Here is a 14,936-nt window from a genome sequence, read left to right as displayed (position 1 = left end):
AGCAGTCGAGTACAGCAGCGGCGGTCACCGCAGGCTCTCCCCCAGGCGCTTGAGGGCGTCGCGGGTGGCGTCCGAGGACGCCTGCGAGTAGATCTCCATCGTGACCGAGACCTCCGCGTGCCGGAGCACCTGCATGATGACGCGCGGGTGCACGTCCAGGTCGACGAGCAGGGTCGCGCAAGTACGCCGAGCGTCGTGCACGGTGATCTTCCGGACCCCGGCGCGGGCACAGCGGGCATCCCAGGAGCGGTTGAAGTTGCGCGGCTCGACCGGAGTTCCGTAGCGGGTGGTGAACAGCAGCCGGGAGCCCTGCCAGGCGATGCCCGCCTGATCACGGTCGTTCTTCCTCGCCTGCTGGCGAAGGTCCAGCCCCGCCGCGCAGATGTCCGGCAGCGGGAGAGTGGCGTCCGAGCTCTGCGTCTTGGTCTCGCGGTGCAGCAGTTGACCGCCGACCCGCTGCAACTGCCAGCCGACCGACAGCTCCCCCGCCGCCAGGTCGACGGCATCCTCGGTGAGGCCGAGCACCTCGCCCTTGCGCAGGCCGAGGACCAGGATCAGCACGTACGCGGTATAGAGCGGATCCCGGTCCGCCCGCGCGGACTCCAGGAAGCGACGCGCCTCATCGCTGCTCCATGCCCTGCCCCTACGGCGGCGGACCGGTGGGAGCTTGACCAGGGCGGCGGCGTTGCGGGTGACCAGTTCCTCGGTCGCGGCGTGGTTGAGCGCCGAGCGCAGCACACCCCGGATGTCCTTGACGGTGCGGGCGGACGGCGTGTCAACGCAGCACCGGCCGAGCGCGCAGCATCGCCGTCGGGCCACCGGGCGGCGGGCGTCCTTGCCCTGTGCACAGCACTGGCAGGTGCGGGCCACCTCGTTGATCCACGTCTGCACGTCGCGCACCTGGAGGCGGTCGAGCCGCTTACCGCCGAGCCCAGGGATCACGTACAACCGGAGGATCGTCTCGTAGGTGGCGCAGGTAAGCGGCGCGAGGTTGGGACGCACGACCTCCCGGTGCCAGTAGGTCAGGTAGTCACGGAGGATCGGCACCCGGGTGGCTACCGGTCCCGCCTTGGCCTGCTGGTGCAGCTTGATCCACTTGTCGTGGACGATCTCGCGGGTCTGTCCGTAGACATACTTGCGGGTCCGTTTGCCGTCGGGCTTGGTGACCCAGACGTACGCGGCGAAGCCGTTGCGGTAGGGGAAGATCGAGCCTTCGCCGTTGGCTCGTGCGCGTCCGGGCATCAGGCCGCCTCCTGCCGCTCGACCTGCTCGCGGATGTACTCGTCGACCCACTCGGGGAGGATGCGGCGGTACTTGCCGTCCTTGATCGAGCGCAGCTCGCCGGTGGCGATCTTCATCTTGACCTTCGACAGGCCGAAGCCGAGCAAGACGGCGACCTCGGCAGGTGAGTACCAGCGCGGGGTGAGGTTTCTGGTCATGCCGCCACCCCCGACCACGCCTCGTGGGCGAGTTCTTCCCGGCCGACGCGTCTGCGTTCCCGGTGTTGGGCGGCGGCGGTGTTGGCGAGCAGGGCGTCCCCGTTGGTCAGCCAGCCGGAGCCGGTGAAGGCCAGGGTGCCGACGGTGATCGTGTCGGCGGTGTCGTCCTCGGTGCGGCGGTAGGTGGCGCGGGTGGCGCGGAGCAGGCCGAAGGTGACCGAGTAGCGGCGGGCCTTGGTGAGGAAGTGGCCGCCGTAGCCGAGCATGTGCGCCCAGCGGCGCAGCCCGGCGTAGGGGTTCGGTCTGCTGTCAAGGTCGCCTTGACGCTTGCCCGTAGAGGTGGCGGTGTTGCTGGCCCGGGTGTGGGTGGGACGGCCGAGCCGCCAGCAGGCGTCGAGGAGCCGGGCCAGGTGGTCGCCTTCCGGGTCCGCGTAGGCGTCGATGGTGTCCGGGGTGAGTCGCGTGGAGCAGTGGCCGGTAACCTCGGTGGACTTCGTGGCGTACTTCGCCAGATAGGCGGCGACCTTCCCGTCGGTCACGTCCCCGTCGCCGGTGCCGATGCGGCGCACGTCGACCTGCTCACCCCAGGCGATCGACCAGCCGTGCGGTCGGTCGGGGTGCGCGGGGGTGGTGACGGTGATCTGCCGGGCCGCTGCATGCACGGCGTCGTCAAGGTCATCGGCCGTGATGCCGGCCGGCGGCGGGACCAGGGCGTGCCGGTCGAGCGGGTCGACGCCGTCGAGACGGAGCAGGACGTGAAAGTGCACCGCGCCCCGGCGCTGCATCTCGGCGACCTTCCCGTGCGACACCCGCACCGGCGGCACCCGGCGCACCCTGCCGGTGTCGGTGACGACCTGGACATGACCGATGCCTCGTCGACGGCACACTGCGGTGAGGTGACGATCGATGGCCTGCTTCGTGCGCCGCCACAACTCGCCGGAGAAGGCGTTCCACACGACCTGGTGGTCGTGGTCGTAGCAGTCCAGGCACAACGGCCGACCGAGCTGAGGATCGTCGGCGTCGTGGCGGGCGAAGCAGGCCGCGGGCCGCCCGTGCGGGCAGGTACCAGCAACGCGGCGAGCGTGGCAGGGTGCGGGGCGACAGTCACAGCGCCGCCGGCTGCCGCAGGTGTGACGGGGGATGTGCCGGTGATGCACCGTGCCGAAGGACGGTGCGGTGAAGGTGGCGAAGACGACCGGGTGCCGGGCGACGGTGGCGGGGACGGTCTTGCCGCCGGTCAGGCCGCAGCGGACGACCTGGAAGGCATCGCCGGCGTAGACCCAGGCGCAGTCGGGGCACTGGGCGGCACGGCGGTTGCCGCACGCCTTGTACAGCGTCCGGTCAGGCAACTCGTCGGTATGCCGCTCCCCAACCACCCGGCCGGTGGCCGGCTCGACGGCGGTAAGGGTGCCGGTCAGGCGGATCGGGCGGGTGCAGCCGGCAGCGGCGCGGGTGTGCTCCAGCCAGCCGAGAAAGTCCGGCGTGGCGGCTCGGTGCAGGGCTTGAGCATCACGGCCGGCGGCGAGACCGGGGCGACGCAGGGTGAGCAGGGTAGACACGGAATCTCTCCTCAGGCGGTGGCAGGGGACGGGTACGAACTGCCATCGGTTGTCGGAGCGGTGTCCGTCGGTGGTGTTCGTGGTGTCTCCTGGCACCGCCGGGGAGGGCGGCTGACGCCGGAGGGCGGAAGCGTGGCCGAGCCACTGACCGCCAGTGGGTTACGTCCTTCCGGTTTGCGGATCGTGCTGTGATGCCGGGACGGGTGGGGTGCCTGGTCATCGGCATCCCGTGGGTTGCCGCAGGCAATCCCCACCCGTCGAGGTGCGCGGATCCGGGCCATCGTGGACGGCAGGAAAGGCCGTGCTGGGCCGCTCAGTGGATTCCGGGGATCGGCGCAGTGGCCGGTGCGATCGAGAGCCGGCGGGGACGTGACCCCCATCAGCGGCAAGAAGGCCGCTCGGCAACTCCAGAGTCGAGTTCAGCGGTCCGGCAGGAAGGCCGCGCTGGCGTGCTCGACAGAAGACCACGGTAGCACCGGGTGCGGACACGTCAACCCGCCGTGACCCTGACCGGAGGCGATCCGGGCGGCTGTCGGCCTGTGATCCGACGGCTGATGCGCGACGCATCTCTGCCAGGTGATGTGCGACAGGGTCCGGCGACGTAGAGGCGGTCGTGGTGGTCTTTGCCGATCAGTTGGCCAGCTTCTCAAACAGTTCATTCGGCGTGTCGTAGTACCTCGTTGTCCGACCTAAGTGCGTCATGCCGAGCCGCCGACAGACGGCCTGGGAGGCATGGTTGTCCGGATCCGTGACCGCGATGACCCTCGTCTGCCCCCGACTGAACGCGTCGTCCAGGACCGCCGCCGCTGCTTCGGTGGCATAGCCATGCCCCCAGGCGTCCGGATGCAGGTGCCAGCCAATCTCGACATCGGTCGGCCCGCCGGCCGGTTCACCGGCCGACAGGGGAATTGGCTTGAGCAGGAGGTTTCCCACCAGTCGGCCGTCCGCCGCTGTGGTGATGGCCCAGATCCCGTGGATCGGATCGTCTAGGGCGCGTCGGCGTGCGATCGAGGCGAGGGCATCCTCGCGGTTGTTCATGATCGTGGGCTGCGCGCCCAGGAACCGCACGACCTCCCAGCGCGACTCCAGATCCAGAAGGAAGTCGGCGTCCTCGTCGCGCCAGGGGCGCAGCAGGAGGCGGTCGCTGGCAATGGTGCGCATGCGACCCAATCTAGCCAGCGCCGAGTAACGCGGCTCAACCCGATTCCCGTCGCACGCATCTACGGCGACCAGTGCGCTGAGGCGTCGCAGATCAGTTGGCGGACGTGTCGCACATCAGCCGACGGAGGATAGCCGACTGCCGGGCGTGGGAGGAGTTTCTGTACATCTATCAAGGCGGCCCTGAACGGGCCGCACGCGCCGCCGCCTGGGCGCGCGTCCGTCGCTCCGCTGGCGCTCCGACTCCGGCCGCGCAACACGCCCGGCGGCTGGCGCGGAGAGCGGAAAGCCCGGAGGGGCCGCCGCAGACGGGGTAGTTGAGAGTGGTGGAGGTCCGTCGCCGGCAGCCGGCCGCGCCGCGCCCGAGCAGCGCGGCGCAGGAAAGGGCGCGCCGGGTCCGCGCGGCAAGCCCCAAGCATGGGGGCGGTGTCCGCGCGGCGGCATGCCGGTCGCCCAGGAGCCGGCTCCGCAGCCGCTCAGGGTCAGGTCAACTGCTCACCTGGGAGGGGGAGGGGTGGCCGCCGGTGGCCAGCTTTGACCCCGGGAGCCGAGTCCGTGCCGGGCGAGGTTAGGTCAACTGCGCCACTGTGGCGGTGTCCGCCGGGGGCGCGGTCCGTGACACGAGAGCCGACACCGACGCAGGCTGTTCCGGCAGCGTCCGTCCGTGCGTCAAGGTCCGCTTGACGTGGCGGGCCGGGCGGCAGCCCGCTCCCCAGGAGGGCGGGTCGACGGCAGACGGGATGGCAATTCGGCCCGGCGATGTCGCCTACTTCACCGTCTGCATCGGCTGACCGGTCAAGACGCTGAAGCCGACAGTCACCAAGAACATAAGGCCGACCACAGCGAAAGCTACGCCAATCACCCGTTCCAGCATGATGAAGCGCGCTAGACGCTCCTCATGCGGGACGTCGGGTAGCCAGCGCCACGGCGGGACTCGCCGTAGCCCGCTCGCCGCAGACATCGACCGCTGCACGTGCCACTCCGTCACGCCGCGAAAGTTGGTGGCCAGGGCGACACCTACGAGGCTCATAGCCAGGCACATGGCGGCACCTGCCAGGACACGCCATGTCTCCATCTGACCCCTCCGGTGTGACTAACCGGATCCTAGTTGACCACCCCCGTCAATTGGGTGACCAAGTGAGTGACGATCGGCGCGGACGCCAACGAACAAGCCTGGACACTGACGGACCATGTCGGCAGCCCAGGAGCTACAAAGCAGCAGCTCAGGGGAGCGTGTTGGTTGCCTGGGGGTCAAGGAGTCTCCCGGGGCGCACACGGGGCACAAGACAGCGTGAGAGGTCGTCAACCAGCCATCAACGACTTGAGCCCAGGAGCAGGCGTGACCAGTGCACCGACCAGGTCGCCGCAGGTCAGGGCAGAGGCCGTCTAAGTTCCGCTTCAACATCTGAGGCTGGCGGAGGCGTAGTCATTGTCGACGCGTGGGCCAGGCCGCCCATGCTGCAGCGACGGCACAGAGCATCAGGCAGACGAACAGGCAACTCAGCGCGCCGCAGAGCAGCACGCCGACTGCCCCGAAGCCCTCCACGAGCATGATCGTAGGCGATGAGCCAGCGTGGCTGTAGCGCCCGACGCAGGGGAAAGTAGGGGGAGGGAAGACGGCACCGAGCGGACCGACCGGATCAAGATCATGCCGTCTTCGGGCCGTCTGAGGCGGACCCGCAGCACCCATCGTTGACCATCGGTGCCAAGCATGGCAGCAGCTCAGAGGCCAAGTTGTCCGCTTCGATCGACTACGCCCCCAGCGTGGATCAATACAACGCCAAGTGTTGAAGGCTTACTCCGGCGGCGGGGGAGTGAGCCAGGCGAGGGGTTGTCCGCTGAGGGCGGCGTCGGCGAGGCGGTGGGCGCTCGCGGTCTTGAGTGCGGCTCGTGAGCTGTCGATCCAGCGCTGGACGTTGTCGATGCCCTGATGGCGGTACTCAACCGCTTGGGCTAGGCATTCCAGCTTGTCGGCGTCACGGGCGATGACGGCTTCGAGCGTCTCGCCGGCCTCGTATTCGGCGACGGCGGCGGTGATGACGTCGGCGACGGCCGGTGGGCAGGCGGCGACCTGGTCGGCGGTGACGGCGGTGTTGGGTACGGCGGTGAGGTAACGCTTGGCGATGTGCGGGATGTCGGTGATCCGGGTTTCCTGGGTGTCGTGCAGGACGCACAGCATCGACACCCGGGCTGGGTCGGCGCCTTCCATGGCGGCGAGCATCATTCCGATCAGCGCGGCGCGGAACGAGTGTTCGGCAATCGACTCGGGTTGCTTGACGCCAGCGAACCACCAGCCGGTGCGGGCGGCGCGTTTGAGGACGCCGGCTTCGAAGATGAAGCTCATCGCTCCGGCGGCGTCGTGGTCGTCGGTCATCTGCCTGTCCCTCTGCCGGTGAGTCCGTCCGCTCGCAGGCTGTAGACGATAGAGGTTAGTTCCTGCCGGGACTGAGCGGAGATTCGGTCACTGTCCAGGAGCGGGACACTGCGGTCGAGGAGTGCCCGAGCCGCAGCGGGGCTGTCGACGGTGAGACCGCGTCGTGCGGTCAGCAGAGCCCAGATGTTGTGGATGTTGAGGTCGACGAACGGATGCCCAGGTTCCAGGCGTTGGACCAGGTGCCGGAGAAGGATTGAGCCATGCCAGTCTGCGAGCGCTTCAGGCATGAAGGAGTCGTCGCGGTGGCGGTACGGGATCTCGCCCACCCAGTAGGCCGAGTAGTTGAGGGCTGCTCGCTCGCAGGCGTCGTCGGGGTGTGCGCGGGCAATGAAGTCCCGCAACGGTTCCGGGTCGCCCTGGTTGGCGAGGGACGTGACGACGGAGCGGGCCTCGGGCCACAGCGGTGACCAGGTGCGGAAGGTGTTTAGCCGGCGGTCGCGCGCTGTGGTCTGGGTGAGCCATCCTGCCGCTGCCTTCGTGGGGTCCATGCCGGCGACGAAGCAGGCTTGCCGGTGCAACAGCACGTTCCGATTCCGTCCGGCTGCGGCACGTTCGGCGAGCACGTGAAGGTTCATGAAGAACACGCGTCGCTCGTCGACGGGCAGGGCCGGTCCGGACGCGACTGGACCCCGCCGGGGACGGGCGATGGATAACCCTCTGGCGAAGGTCGGTGCCTGCCCGAGGACGGCCCAGAGGATCAGGTCGGTCAAACGGTGGGTGAGTACGGACCAGCCCAGCGGCTGTTCGGCGATGTCGCAGCGGTCCACCTGTTCGTCGAGGACGGCAGCGAGGACGAGATCCGCCTCGGCGGCGTCGTCGAGTGCGGCGAGCAGGACTGTGTTCGCGCCGAGCCGTCCTAACCTGTGCCGGACGGCGATCGCCTGTCCGAGCGGCACCGCAGAGAATGGCCGGCGCCCGGATTCCCAGCTCTGCACGGTAACGCGGTCGACGCCCAAGTCGACGGCGAGCTGCTCCTGTGTAAGCGGGATGGACTCCCGGATCAGCTTGAACAGGTAGCCGGTCACCTCGCCGCGATGTGGTGCTGATCGCCCGCGACCTGTCATCCGTCATCCCTACGTTGGCCGGTGGTCGACGTTCCCGCCGTGAACCAATGCTGCGGCAGCTCACCTGGCCTGCTTACTCGTACTGCGGGTGAGTCCAACCGCCGTCGTCGTGATCGTAGCGTCGCAGTTACCGAACGTTCCAGATCCGATCCCGTGGTTCGGGGCCGGTAATGGAGCGCTGCCCTGCGGAGGGAGGCAGTGATGCCGGACAGAACACCACCGTGGCGACGAGTCTCCTACGACCAGTACCTGATCGCCGTCGCGATGACCCTGGCGCGACGACACCGGCCGGCGTGGTCGTGGCGGAAGTGGAGCTGGGTCTGCCGCTGTGGGGCGGAGTTGCCCTGTCGTAGCCGGCACCGCGTCCCGATCAACCGGGGGCACTGGCCCGCCAAGGAGGAACAATGAGCAACGAGGCGGAGCGGATCCCGGTCGTACACCTGGCAGGGACGGACGGCCTCTGCCCCGGTTGTCGGGCGTGGTGGTCGCGGCTCACGCCGTACCCGTGCTGGCAGGTGAACTTGGCGACCAGCCGGCAGACGCGGTCCCTGACGGCGGCACCGCTCGGAGGCCGCGCATGACCACGCACGGCCCGGTGCTACCGATCTGGAGCTGCGGCGGCTGCGACGCGCCTTGGCCCTGCCGGACCCGGCAGCGAGAGCTACGCGCGGAGTTCGACGGCGCTCCGATATCCCTGTCCCTCTACCTGGGTGCCCAACTGGTGCGGGCCTCCGAAGACCTGACCTGGGTGCCAGCGGGGGCACTACACCGACGCTTCCTCGGCTGGCGGCGGTGAGCATCCTGCGCCCCGGCGACGAGAAGTTCCACTACAGCGACGGCTCCCACAAGTGGATCCCGCCCGACCCCGACTACGACCAAGAGGTCTGGGACGAGCAGGTCCGCCAGCACAAGGAAGGCCACCTGAGGAACGAGCAGCCCAAGGTCCGCATCCAGCGGCTCGTCTGATGCCAGCAGTACAGCAGCGAAGTACAGCAACCGTGCCAGCCGAACGGGTCCGAGAAGCGCCTCAGCAGGCCGTTTGACCTCGCATCGAGCCCGATCCGCCCCGCTCGCCGACAGTTCGGGACGAAGAGGTCGTCGGTTCGAATCCGGCCACCCCGACCAGAGGTAAGGCCAGCTCAGGGCCGGTTTCCTGCTAAGGAAGCCGGCCCTGAACTGTCTCTCGGGAGTGCCCGTGGGAGAAATCTGGGAGACGATCTTGGAGTTCGTCCGCCACGTGGGCAAGGTCGCAGACCTCGAAAGTTGTGGGGGTTCACGCCCTCCAGGGGTCAGATCCCGCCGCCACCGCTCCGTGAACAGCGAAACGCCCGGTCGATCCGCGAGGATCGTCCGGACGTTCGCTTGTGGCCCAGTTACCGACGGTCAATGCCCGGTCAGGGGCGCTGGTCCGCCGTGACGCAGGTGACGAAACCGCGCCCGACCAGCAGTTGCTGACCGTTGGAAGCCGTGGCCCAGACCTCGATCCGCCAGTCCCACTCCGCGTAGTAGCCGGCACGGTCGGTGAACGTGTGGCCGGGTTCGGACCAGGTGCCCTCAGCGCTGACCGGGACCTGGACGGAGCGGCGCGGCGGTTCGTCTTCGGGCCAGAAGGTCTCCCAGCCTGGATCGTTCGCGACCGGCTGGGAGAGCAGGCGGACCGGGAAGTAGCGGACGCGCAGGGTGCGCTGCGCAGGGTAGTGCTGGCCATCGGCCCTGATCACGGCGGTGTGCGTGACGGGGTCACATTCGGCGGTGTACGTGGTGCGGACGTCGTGGGTGCATGAAATGTTCTTCCAGACCAACTCGTACCCGGTGGTCGGGTCCACGATGGTGACCCGGACCCGCTCCGAATAGAAGAGGTAGCCCTCGGCTGGCCAGGACTTCTCGTCACCGGTCACCTCGTAACGCCCGGTGGCGTCGGTCGTGAAGGACACGGTCGACTGGGTGCCGAGGCCGGCGATCGGTGCGGCGGCGGCCTCGGTCGCGTAACTTCCGTCCACGAGCCGGAAGACCGCCCTGAGCGCCCGGTTCGGGCCGTAGCCGCCACCGGTCGCGGTGGCGCGGATGGTTTCGGTCGTCGGATCGCAGGTCAACGTGGCCTTTAAGGGACCGATTGCGGCGTGGGCGGCCGGTGACGGGGCGAGGGCGGTCGCCGCGATGAGGGCCAGTGCGGCCAAGGTCCCCCGAATCCAGTGGCGCATCATGCTCCTTCTCTCGGTGTGACGGCCGGAGCGGCTGACGTCGCGGCCACTGCCGGCGCGTGCGTCACTGTATCGACACATTCCGTGACGCGCTGTCCCGGTCGGTTCCCGGCACGGTGGTCTCCGGTGACGAGCCTGATCACCAGCACGTTCACGATGATGTGCCCGGCGGTTCAGGCACCTTCCAAACTGACGGTGGTCCGCTCAGCTCACCCGCCCCGCATAGCGGAGCGCAAACCGTCGGATGTTCCGACAGCGTCCGTACGAGCCGTCAATGTCCGCTTCACGTGACGGACCGGGCGGACGGCCCGCTCGGCGTCGAGCGGTCGGCGGCAGGCAGTGGGGATGCAGCAGATAGCGGGAGGCGGTCAGGCCCACCACTTCGGATACCACCTCAGGACCTCTTCCGCAGACTTCGGCGGGTTGGGCTTCCTGTCCCGCCAAGCGGCAACGGCAGTCGGGCCCTGAAACAACGGCAGCCCGGCGAGGAAGAGTAGCGACGTGGCCGTATCGGGCCAGCCCAGCAACAACCCGACACCCGACGCAAGCCAGAGCAGGAACCCCACGAGCTGCGTCACCCGGAGAAGCGGGCGCTTCATGCCTGCAAGTCTACGTTTGATCAACAAGGAGGCCGGCCCGCTGGCCCCGGCAGCGGCGTACGGGACGACAGCAGAGGCAGGGGGCGCGTGCAGCGGATGTGCAACCATCGGCGGCGATCGTTGGATGCGCCCTCTGGTGCGGAGGTACAGCAGCAGCTGTCGCAGCCTCTCACCTGGCCGCTGGGGTTGTGCTGCTGCCGCAAGGTGCCCTCTCGACGATCCGGGCGGCCCGGTCGCTGAGGCCGGACCGCCCGGGTGTTGCCGGTACGGTGCCGAGGATTGTCAGTTCACGCCCGCGTCCAGGGTGACCTGGTCACCAATCGCCACCGTGAACCAGTCGGTGTAGCCGTAGTTGGTGTAACCACCGGTCTCGTTCCAGTGGTAGATCAGATCCGAGTCGACCGAGTCGACGAACTCGTGCGGGTCCCGCACGTGGAACTCCACCCGGTAGGTGCCCGAGCGGACGTACCCGACGTAGGTCCCGTCGGGGTTGACGGTGACCGTGGAGCCGGGCTGGCCCGAGGTCTGTGGAATCAGCGTGATGTGATCGATCCCGCCGTTGCCGACCGGGGCACCTCCCTCGGTCGCGTCCCGCACGCCGTTGCGGTTGCTGTCCACCCAGACGATGCCGCGCACGACGGCACCCTGCTCCACCGTGACGGTGTTCCGCGCCGTGTTGTTGCCCAGGGTGGCCTCCGTCGACGTCGTCGACGCGGTCGCCTCGATCGTCACGACGTCGCCTGCCGTGACGTCGGTGAGGTTGGCGGCGAATGTCAGCGGTTCGCTCGTCTGGCCCGGCTGCAGCGGGCCGCGAATGCACCGCCAGCCGGTCCGGCCGTCGGCCACGCCGTCGCCGAACGCGCACTCCCACCCCTCGTTGTAGGTCTCCCAGCCGCGCATGCCAGCCGGTACGGGGGTGGTGACGGTGACGTCGCCCGAGGGCGAGTTGCCGGTGTTTCGGACGGACGTGATGAGCTGCGCCTGCTCGTTGGGAAGCAACCGCTGGGTGGTGGCGGCAGGCACGAAGTCGAGATCCACGGTGCTGGGGATGTAGCGCAGGGTCGCCTGGCCGGTGTTGTTGGCGGTTGACGACTCCGTACCGGCCGACGCTGTGGCCGTGGCGGTCAGCGTGTCGCCGGCGGTGCCGGCGGGGATCCCGAACGGGACGGCCAGCGTGTCGGCGACCTCCCCGGCGGCGAGCGGGGCGTGGGTGCAGGTCGCCGTGCCCAGCAGGTCACAGTCCCAGCTCGGCGGGAACGCGATCCCGTCGGTGAAGAACCAGGCGCCCGCCGGCAGCGTGAAGGCCACCGTCACGTCCTGGCTGGACCTCGTCCCGGAATTGCGTACGTCGAGGACGAGGTTGGACCAGCCGCCGCTGGCGGGCACCTCGACGGGGTCGAGGGAGGTGGCGACGACCAGGTCCGCCCGAGCAGGGGCGGCGACGGCCGGAGCGGCGGGCAACAGGCCGGTGCCGAGCGCGGCCAGTGCGCCGACCGCGAGGCCGCTACGGAGCAGGTGTTGGCGGGTGGCAGGGGAATGAACGGACATCGCGTCCTAACGTCGAAGGGATTGAGCGGGCTGAGGACAGAGTTGGATGCCCCGGTATTGATGCCCGCCGAAGGGTAGCGGAGCGGTCCGACATGATTCAGGACGCGACGCAGACCCAAACGTCGCTTGGCGTCGCGCAGGTTCGGGCCCCTCCACGGAGGGTTCTAAGCTTGGCCGCCGATGCGAATCACGGCGAGCGGCTGCAACCGTACGACTCGGGATGTCCAGCAGTCGGCGGTACGGTGGCGAACTCTGCCCCGCAGTTGCAGATCAAGTTCGGGCCGTCGGTACCGTCCAGGCCGCCCGTCATGCAGGGGATCATGATGTAGTAGCCGACCTTATGGAAGCCGCACCGCGCCGGCAGGCCGCTGAGGCACTCGGGGCCCTGCTGACGTTCGGACAAAGAGGTCAGGCCCACCGCAGGTCGAGGGCCTGCCCCTCGTCGGGCGAAACAAGGCCGTCGGGTGCGCGGCCGAAGGGCTAGGCCGCCACGCACCCAGCCCTTCGGCTCCTAGCTCGTCAGAACCAGCGGGTGCAGATCCAAGAAGAGCTCGCGTACTGCTTGATGCACGCCCGCATTGGCTTCGACGACCCGCTCATTCTGGTGTAGGCACGAAAGTTCGGCGACCCGACGGCCGTGTAGAAGGGGCCGTTCTTGACCTCCAGTCGGAACGTCCACCAGTTGCCGGCCTTGCTGCTCAGGCGGGCCCACCCCGCCTTGCACTTCTTCGACCAGCGCAGTTGGACCGGGATCGCCCCGCCCGGCTTCGTCTGCTGAATGGTGATGGCGTCCTTCGCGCACCGCATGACGTTCGGATCCTTGTTGGAACACGAACTCCCCTTGCAACGTACGGCTGCCGCTTCGGACGGGGCCGCAACAGACAAACCCACGCCCACGGCAAGCACCATGCTCGCCAGCATGACCAGCACTCTCTTGAAGTCCACGTTCACTCCCAATGTGACTGCCGCCGGAGTTGACGACAGAGAGCAGCGTGGCCCGGCCGTAGCGCTGCCGGGAAGCGATGTGAGGCCCAGTGAGGCTCATTGGGCCTCACAGACGCCCAGCTCAGCAGGGATGGGTCTCGGTAGGGCCCGTCCGGCTTCCCTCCCGGCTCTGAAGGATTGCATTATTTCGTGATCAGCCCGACGAACGGGCGTTGGAGTGGAGGAAAAGGATCATGCAGACGCGCACCGGACATGCCCGACGCTCGGCAGGAGAACTAGAAGCCGACCTCGCTCGTCACCGGGAGGTCGTGGTGTCCTTCTGGGTGGGCATCGAGAGAACAATGGCGGCATACAACCAGTGGCTAGTCAGTAAGGGAGAGCCCGCGCTGTCCAACGAGCAGATGTTCCAAGAGGCACAGATCCCAGCCTCGACGGGACACCGGTGGCTGCAGAACAAGGACGCCATGCCCGCTGCCCGCAGCACCGGGCACCTGAACAAACTGATGGAGTTTCTCCGGCTGCACGACAAGAAGGAATGGCAGATCCGCAGGATCCAGGCCGACCGGGCCTTCGAGGAGATGAAAAACCTGCAAGCCCAGTTGCAGGTCCGGCGTCGTAACGCCAACGACGAGCCTGCCCCACCGATACAGCGTAGGCCTGACGACGAGACCGCCGCGATCGACGACCCGAGGCAGGCGCAGGCGGACGTTCCCCCGGTAGCCGTCATCGAGAAAGGCGACGGGGCGGTGCGCGTGGAGCATAACGACGAGGTCAAGCCGCCCGACGCAGGCGGTCCAGTGGACTCGAGCGGGCAGCCGCAGAAATGGCCCCACACGAGGGTCGTGGTGACGGCGGTCCTTGCCAGTGTCGTGCTGGTCGGCGGTGTGGTGGTGTTCTCCGTGGTGGCTCCGTTCGGATCGCCTTCAGATGGAGCCTCGCCCTCAACATCCCCGCAGGCGGGGAAGATAGTGCGTACCTGGTCGTCGGTAAGGCAAGATCACCTGGGGACCTTCAGTTACGACAGCCCTTTCGCCAACGCGAAGAAGGTGTCGGGATACCCGGAAGGCACGCCAATCGTCGTGACGTGCCAGGAGCCAAACGGGCGGTCGGTGACCGATCGGTCACTGGGCTTGACGTCACAAGCCTTCTACAAGACCCCTGGTGGCGAATGGCTCAGCAGCATCTACGTCCAGCTTGATCCGGTCAACGGATCGACGATGCCGTTGCCAGGCTGCTGAGCGCGACGCCGACGGCGGGCCGGCCCGTAGCGGCCCACGCCGCCGCCATCTTCGACCTGGTCGGCCGCGACCAGGCGTACGACGACAACGACATCAACCCCAACGACCGCTGACACCCGGCCGGGCTGGCCCACCGGTGGGGCAGCCCGGCCACCTCAACACGCCAGTCGACACGTCGAAGGGATCGGGACCATGACCAGCACCACCCATACCCGGCCCGTTCGCGTACGCTCCCGCCGTGGACCTCGATGACCTTCCGCGGGCGGAGTTCGCGTTTCCCGGGCCGCTGCGTGACAAGTTGGTGGCCGCGATCCTGTCCGGCGCGAAGACGTCGACGTCCGCCCTGCTGCTCGGTTACGAGCGCGCGAACGAGCCGCTGCCCGAGGTCGGCCAGCGATCGGCCGTGGTGGACTCCGATGATCGGCGGGTCGCGGTGATCGAGCTGACCGAGGTACGGATCGTCCGGCTCGCCGATGTCGACCTGCAACACGCCCTCGACGAGGGTGAGGGAGATGGTTCGGTGGCGCAGTGGCGGGCCGGCCACGAGACGTTCTGGCACAGTGCGGAAGTGCGCGCCGAGTTGGGTGATCCCCACTTCACCGTCGACGACGACACCCTGGTGTTGGCCCAGCGCTTCCGACTGGTGCACACCGTCTGAGCCCCGCCCGGAACCACGGCGTCAGTTTCAGGCAGAGCCCACACTCGCGCACCCGAAGCCGGTCAAGCCGCTTCCGCCGGCACGGGTGAGCAC

The 14,936-nt window shown here is 68.4% G+C and carries 15 protein-coding genes; 5 read left to right on the top strand and 10 right to left on the bottom strand.

Features of this window, described 5'->3' with window-relative positions; genetic code table 11:
• Positions 1 to 24: 24 nt before the first annotated feature.
• The 6 genes from ABZ809_RS14155 to ABZ809_RS14130 form a co-directional block, all read right to left on the bottom strand.
• Positions 25 to 1,242: a site-specific integrase gene (locus ABZ809_RS14155; protein ID WP_357562879.1), complete on the bottom strand. Its 1,218-nt coding sequence runs from the start codon at positions 1,240 to 1,242 to the stop codon at positions 25 to 27.
• Complete coding sequence (locus ABZ809_RS14150; protein ID WP_145834961.1) at positions 1,242 to 1,439, bottom strand: excisionase family DNA-binding protein; 198 nt, start codon at positions 1,437 to 1,439, stop codon at positions 1,242 to 1,244. Before ABZ809_RS14150 ends, ABZ809_RS14155 begins: the two co-directional genes overlap by 1 nt.
• On the bottom strand, positions 1,436 to 2,998 hold the full coding sequence (locus ABZ809_RS14145; protein ID WP_357562878.1) for a replication initiator: 1,563 nt from the start codon (positions 2,996 to 2,998) through the stop codon (positions 1,436 to 1,438). The genes ABZ809_RS14150 and ABZ809_RS14145 overlap by 4 nt, the downstream gene beginning before the upstream one ends.
• Before the next feature lie 630 nt (positions 2,999 to 3,628).
• Positions 3,629 to 4,159 (bottom strand): GNAT family N-acetyltransferase, encoded by a 531-nt coding sequence (locus ABZ809_RS14140; RefSeq protein ID WP_357562877.1) that lies wholly within the window; start codon positions 4,157 to 4,159, stop codon positions 3,629 to 3,631.
• Between the two features lie 1,792 nt (positions 4,160 to 5,951).
• Entirely contained in the window at positions 5,952 to 6,530 is a 579-nt protein-coding gene (locus ABZ809_RS14135) for an HD domain-containing protein (RefSeq protein WP_357562876.1), read from the bottom strand.
• A complete protein-coding gene (locus ABZ809_RS14130) occupies positions 6,527 to 7,654 on the bottom strand; it encodes a helix-turn-helix transcriptional regulator (RefSeq protein WP_357562875.1) in 1,128 nt (375 codons plus the stop codon). Before ABZ809_RS14130 ends, ABZ809_RS14135 begins: the two co-directional genes overlap by 4 nt.
• Positions 7,655 to 7,855: 201 nt before the next feature.
• On the opposite strand from ABZ809_RS14130, the gene ABZ809_RS14125 reads away from it, so the two are divergent.
• The 3 genes from ABZ809_RS14125 (at position 7,856) to ABZ809_RS14115 (ending at position 8,620) form a co-directional block, all read left to right on the top strand.
• A complete protein-coding gene (locus ABZ809_RS14125) occupies positions 7,856 to 8,062 on the top strand; it encodes a hypothetical protein (protein ID WP_357562874.1) in 207 nt (68 codons plus the stop codon).
• A 169-nt stretch (positions 8,063 to 8,231) separates the two neighbouring features.
• On the top strand, positions 8,232 to 8,450 hold the full coding sequence (locus ABZ809_RS14120; protein WP_357562873.1) for a hypothetical protein: 219 nt from the start codon (positions 8,232 to 8,234) through the stop codon (positions 8,448 to 8,450).
• Positions 8,447 to 8,620: a hypothetical protein gene (locus ABZ809_RS14115; RefSeq protein ID WP_357562872.1), complete on the top strand. Its 174-nt coding sequence runs from the start codon at positions 8,447 to 8,449 to the stop codon at positions 8,618 to 8,620. Before ABZ809_RS14120 ends, ABZ809_RS14115 begins: the two co-directional genes overlap by 4 nt.
• A 428-nt stretch (positions 8,621 to 9,048) precedes the next feature.
• Here the strand turns inward: ABZ809_RS14115 and ABZ809_RS14110 are convergent, their stop codons facing one another.
• The 4 genes from ABZ809_RS14110 to ABZ809_RS14095 form a co-directional block, all read right to left on the bottom strand.
• The gene (locus tag ABZ809_RS14110) at positions 9,049 to 9,855 is read right to left on the bottom strand and encodes a hypothetical protein (RefSeq protein WP_357562871.1); all 807 of its coding nucleotides are present in this window, start codon (positions 9,853 to 9,855) and stop codon (positions 9,049 to 9,051) included.
• A gap of 368 nt (positions 9,856 to 10,223) precedes the next feature.
• Complete coding sequence (locus ABZ809_RS14105; RefSeq protein ID WP_357562870.1) at positions 10,224 to 10,454, bottom strand: hypothetical protein; 231 nt, start codon at positions 10,452 to 10,454, stop codon at positions 10,224 to 10,226.
• 282 nt (positions 10,455 to 10,736) lie between these two features.
• On the bottom strand, positions 10,737 to 12,002 hold the full coding sequence (locus tag ABZ809_RS14100) for a hypothetical protein (RefSeq protein WP_357562869.1): 1,266 nt from the start codon (positions 12,000 to 12,002) through the stop codon (positions 10,737 to 10,739).
• 519 nt (positions 12,003 to 12,521) lie between these two features.
• The gene (locus ABZ809_RS14095; protein WP_357562868.1) at positions 12,522 to 12,947 is read right to left on the bottom strand and encodes a DUF2690 domain-containing protein; all 426 of its coding nucleotides are present in this window, start codon (positions 12,945 to 12,947) and stop codon (positions 12,522 to 12,524) included.
• A gap of 233 nt (positions 12,948 to 13,180) precedes the next feature.
• Between ABZ809_RS14095 and ABZ809_RS14090 the strand changes: the two genes are divergently transcribed.
• Both ABZ809_RS14090 and ABZ809_RS14085 read left to right on the top strand, forming a co-directional pair.
• On the top strand, positions 13,181 to 14,185 hold the full coding sequence (locus ABZ809_RS14090) for a hypothetical protein (RefSeq protein WP_357562867.1): 1,005 nt from the start codon (positions 13,181 to 13,183) through the stop codon (positions 14,183 to 14,185).
• 238 nt (positions 14,186 to 14,423) lie between these two features.
• The gene (locus tag ABZ809_RS14085; RefSeq protein ID WP_357562866.1) at positions 14,424 to 14,843 is read left to right on the top strand and encodes an ASCH domain-containing protein; all 420 of its coding nucleotides are present in this window, start codon (positions 14,424 to 14,426) and stop codon (positions 14,841 to 14,843) included.
• Positions 14,844 to 14,936 lie beyond the last annotated feature (93 nt).

The sequence above is a fragment of the Micromonospora sp. NPDC047074 genome, from assembly GCF_040643815.1.
GTDB lineage: Bacteria > Actinomycetota > Actinomycetes > Mycobacteriales > Micromonosporaceae > Micromonospora.
Note: the sequence above shows the minus strand (reverse complement) of the source record. Positions and strands in the feature narration are given on the sequence as shown.

Coding starts and splice junctions, on each gene's coding strand:
- ABZ809_RS14090 (WP_357562867.1), top strand. CDS start 13,181: ATGCAGACGCGCACCGGACATGCCCGACGCTCGGCAGGAGAACTAGAA.
- ABZ809_RS14125 (WP_357562874.1), top strand. CDS start 7,856: ATGCCGGACAGAACACCACCGTGGCGACGAGTCTCCTACGACCAGTAC.
- ABZ809_RS14120 (WP_357562873.1), top strand. CDS start 8,232: ATGACCACGCACGGCCCGGTGCTACCGATCTGGAGCTGCGGCGGCTGC.
- ABZ809_RS14140 (WP_357562877.1), bottom strand. CDS start 4,159: ATGCGCACCATTGCCAGCGACCGCCTCCTGCTGCGCCCCTGGCGCGAC.
- ABZ809_RS14100 (WP_357562869.1), bottom strand. CDS start 12,002: ATGTCCGTTCATTCCCCTGCCACCCGCCAACACCTGCTCCGTAGCGGC.
- ABZ809_RS14155 (WP_357562879.1), bottom strand. CDS start 1,242: ATGCCCGGACGCGCACGAGCCAACGGCGAAGGCTCGATCTTCCCCTAC.
- ABZ809_RS14130 (WP_357562875.1), bottom strand. CDS start 7,654: ATGACAGGTCGCGGGCGATCAGCACCACATCGCGGCGAGGTGACCGGC.
- ABZ809_RS14150 (WP_145834961.1), bottom strand. CDS start 1,439: ATGACCAGAAACCTCACCCCGCGCTGGTACTCACCTGCCGAGGTCGCC.
- ABZ809_RS14105 (WP_357562870.1), bottom strand. CDS start 10,454: ATGAAGCGCCCGCTTCTCCGGGTGACGCAGCTCGTGGGGTTCCTGCTC.
- ABZ809_RS14135 (WP_357562876.1), bottom strand. CDS start 6,530: ATGACCGACGACCACGACGCCGCCGGAGCGATGAGCTTCATCTTCGAA.
- ABZ809_RS14110 (WP_357562871.1), bottom strand. CDS start 9,855: ATGCGCCACTGGATTCGGGGGACCTTGGCCGCACTGGCCCTCATCGCG.